Source organism: Limnohabitans sp., from assembly GCF_044361645.1.
In the GTDB taxonomy this organism is placed as follows: Bacteria; Pseudomonadota; Gammaproteobacteria; order Burkholderiales; family Burkholderiaceae_C; genus Limnohabitans_A.
Genome location: NZ_JBIKIL010000199.1, coordinates 1 through 3,763 on the forward strand (window position 1 = coordinate 1; position 3,763 = coordinate 3,763).

Consider the following 3,763-nt stretch of genomic DNA (forward strand, 5'->3'; position numbering starts at 1 on the left):
CAACTGGGGCGATGTCCTCAAGTTGATGGGCGGGTCAATCTCGAACAGATAGCTGGCGTTTGCGCCGTCGCCTTCTCGTTTGACCAGTAAGCGCGGCTGGGCGGGCACCATCTCCAGCCACTGCTGAGGCGCGTCTTCCAGCATCAAGAGGGGGTGGCCCTTCAGGGCTTGCAGTGCGCCGGTGATATTCAGCACGGGCTGGGTGCTGTTGCGTGGGCGCTGCAGGTGGCGCAGCACCGCACTGTCGCGGGCGGTTAAGCCTTGGCGCTTTTGGGCTGCCAGCCAGCCCAGGGGTTTGAGCTTGACGGCCCCACGCGTCCCAGTGCTCATCTCCAATATGTTCAGGTCTATCGGGCGACCCTGTTCATCGATGCTCAGGCTCCACGCCCATTGCAGCGCAGGCTTGTCGGCCACTGCGGCAGGGTCGCTGGAGGCGCTGAGGTTCAAAATGGCTTGCAGGGCGTCGCGCCAAGGCTCAGGCGGCGCCCCAAAAATGCGCGCGGGCCTTGCCGCCAAGGGGTGAACCCATTCAGCGCTGGGCCAGCCCAGGCGCTCGCAGGCCTCTAGCGTGGGGGCCAGCAGGCTGCCTAGGCACTGGTTCTTGAGGAACGCCAGCGTGGTGGCGAGCTTGTCGTCGTTGGGCGGCTCACCGGCAGGCTTGCCCAGCCAGGCCAATTGCAGCAGGTATTCTGCTTTGATGCCTCGCTTCAAATGGTCGGTGTAGTACGAGGGCCATGGCGACTTGCCCAGGCGCGCATCAATCGCTTGAACCCACACGCCAAAAATACCGTCGTTGATGTCCGGCTGGCGGCGGCCAGACGCTGCCACGCAGAGCTTGCGAGCCACCTCCCAATCTTTGTGGTCGTCGCTGCTCAGCCAGGCCAGCACTTCGAGCTGCTGCAGCCAAGGGGGCAGCAGCTCGGCCCATTTGACTTTGGCCGCACGCAAGGCTTTGCCATTGGTCGCAAAGGCCTGACGCGCAGCACCGTGGTCGCCCGCTTGCAGCAGTTGCAGGCCTTCAATGGCGCCCGCCAGCGCGGGCACAGAGCACCAATCCGGGCCCAGCAGGGCGCTGAGCTGCGCGCCGCGCGCGTCACCCGCCATGGAGATGCCCAAGGCCAGGCGCGTGATGGGTTGCGGCACCAAGCGGCCCGATTGAATCTCGGTCTCCAGCCAAGCGATAGCCAAGGGGTAATGCGGGACGTCCATGCTGCCCAGGGTCGCGAGCAACAGCCTTTGCAGCCACAAGGGGTCGGCCCTGGCCATCAACTCCGGCAACCAGGGGCCTTCAAAAATCTGGTCGGCCCATTGCGGCAGGTAGTTCGCCAGTGCGTGGGGTGCAAGCATGGCCTCGGCCTCGGCCGCGCTGCGCCCTAACCAAAGATGGGCCCGCACCACGCAACAACCCAAGGCCACGCGCTCTGGCTGAGGCGCCCAGGTGTTGAGCCGAGTCGCGGTGAGGCGCTGCACCATGTGTGGCCACAGCGCCGTGGGCTGCGCGGCGGTGTAGATCCGGACCGCGTTCTCGCGGTAAGCCGGTGATGCAAAGTTCAACTCTTGGCGGCCACTGTAGCCAGGGCTGACCAAGCCGCGCTCGCGCAAAACCACCAATTGGGCACGCACGCTGGCTTCAGTCACCGAACCCGTCCACCCCACCAAGTCGCCATGCAGTCGCAACAGCTGGGTCATCTCGGCAGCCGTGGTGCTTTGCGACAGCAGCACCATCATGTCCAAGACCTGTTGTACCCGCGCCTCGTCCACAGGGAGCTTGTCCAGCGGGTTGTCATCCACCTTGGCAGGCTTGTCAGTGGGCGGCCATGGCCGGCCCGAGGGCGTGGTGTAAGCCTGAGGGGCGCGTTTGAACTTGGCCACAGAGGGCTCCTTCATGAATGGTTCGGCAAGCAGGTTTATGGCATGCACAGAGAATTTGGCGGGTGGCACGACCACCCACGCGGCATTTTCCCAGAGGATCAAGAACACGACGGCAGTCTTCCCCGTCGGTGCCGCAACCCGTTTGCTTGATACTTCGGTCACAACCGAATGGAGACCCCCATGACCTCACGCATTTTTGAACTGAGCCAAACCCTGCAGGGCGACGCCGTGTCGTTGCCCCACCAAAACGCCGAGCGCTGCCAAGTGGTGGGGTTGGCCCAAGCCGTGGGCTACAAAACCATCTGGCAACAGCACAACGCGGGTCTGTGAGCAGCTTGCCCCTTTCCGCTGCGTGGATGCTGGCGCTGATCGCGGCCGTGCCCATCGGCGCAGCGCTGTGGGCGGTGGGCGCGCAAATGCTCGACGCCGCCGCCTGGCAAGCCCTGTGGGCCGACCCGCAAACTGGGCGAGCTTGGGGCATGACGCTGTGGACCGGGCTGGCCTCGACCGCTTTGGCCTGGATCACGGTGGCGCATGTGCTGGCCAGCGGCTTCATCCGCCAACAACTGGGGCGCTGGCTGTCGCATCTGCCGGCCTTGCTGGCCACGCCGCATGCGGCCATGGCGATTGGCTTGGTGCTGTGGCTCTCGCCCAGCGGCTGGGCGCTGCGGCTGGTGTCGCCGGGCCTCTCGGGCTTTGACGCACCACCGCCCTGGTTCACCACACAAGACCCGTGGGGCCTGGGGCTGATTCTGGCGCTGTGGCTCAAAGAGGTGCCGTTTTTGCTGTGGGTGGCCGCCACCCAAATGCAGCGCGAAGACCTGCGCCGCCGCTGGCAAGCCGAATACGCGCTGGCCCAAACCCTGGGCCGCACGCCCGCACAAGCCTTTGCGCAAATCATCTGGCCGCAACTGGCCCCGCGCCTGCGCTGGCCGCTGCTGGCGGTGCTGGCCTATGGCCTCACCGTGGTCGACATGGCCCTCATCATCGGCCCCGCCACACCGCCCACTTTGGCCGTGCTGGCCTGGCAATGGCTGAGCGATGCCGATCTGCTCACGCAATCGCAAGGCGTGGCGGCGGCGGGGTGGTTGACGGGCACGGTGTTGGTGGCGGGCGTGGTCACGGTGGTGGCGTTGCGAGCACTCGCAGCCTCGCGGAAATTCGCTAGCAGGGGCTTGCTCCTACAAACAGCCGAAGACCGGGCTGCTGTGTTCCATCGTTGGCGCTTGCCTCTGCCGCCAAATGCCGTTTGGACGCTGATCCTCAGCACCTACGCCGCCGTCTGGTTCGCCCTGACCGTGGGCAGTGTTTCAGGCGTGTGGCCTTTCCCCCAAGTGTGGCCCGAGTTGTGGACGCTCAATGCCTGGCAACAAGTGGCCAGCAGCGCCCACACCGTGTGGACCACGCTGGGCTTGGGCGTGGCCTCGGCCAGTGTGTGTTTGCTCTGGTCGGTGGCTTGGCTGGAGCTGGCGCCGCGCCGCTGGCAGCAGGCCTTGCAGCCGTGGTTTTTGTTGCCGCTGGTCTTGCCTTCGGTGCTGTGGGTGGTGGGCTTGTACAGCCTGGCGCTGCACACCCGCTTGGAGGGCCAATGGCTGGGCCTGAGCCTCGCGCACGCGGTCATGGTCTTGCCCTATGTGCTGCTGGCGCTGGTGCCCGCGTACCAGGCGGTGGACCCGCGCCAAGCCGCGCTGGTGGCCAGCTTGGGCCACAGCCGCTGGGTGTATTTGTGGCGTGTGAAATGGCCATTGCTGCAACGCGCCATCGCCTCGGCATGGGCCGTGGGCTTTGCGGTCAGCGTGGCGCAATACCTGCCCACGCTCTATGTGGGCGCGGGCCGCTTTGCCACCGTCACCACCGAAGCCGTCACCTTGGCCGCGGGCGCGCAACGCTC

The 3,763-nt window shown here is 65.9% G+C and carries 3 protein-coding genes; 2 read left to right on the plus strand and 1 reads right to left on the minus strand.

The window, feature by feature from the left end:
* Window positions 1-1,887, minus strand: a 1,887-nt coding sequence (locus ACIQ39_RS18890) for a hypothetical protein (RefSeq protein ID WP_396436126.1), incomplete at its 3' end; no start/stop codon positions are given.
* Window positions 1,888-2,052: 165 nt separating this feature from the next.
* Here ACIQ39_RS18890 and ACIQ39_RS18895 point away from each other — a divergent pair.
* Both ACIQ39_RS18895 and ACIQ39_RS18900 read left to right on the plus strand, forming a co-directional pair.
* On the plus strand, window positions 2,053-2,202 hold the full coding sequence (locus ACIQ39_RS18895; RefSeq protein ID WP_396436127.1) for a hypothetical protein: 150 nt from the start codon (window positions 2,053-2,055) through the stop codon (window positions 2,200-2,202).
* Window positions 2,203-2,207: 5 nt separating this feature from the next.
* Window positions 2,208-3,763: ABC transporter permease (locus ACIQ39_RS18900; RefSeq protein WP_396436128.1), on the plus strand; the 1,556-nt coding region annotated here is incomplete at its 3' end.

Bases quoted from the DNA above. Each gene is read 5' to 3' on its own strand.
- ACIQ39_RS18895 (WP_396436127.1), top strand. From the start codon at position 2,053: ATGACCTCACGCATTTTTGAACTGAGCCAAACCCTGCAGGGCGACGCC.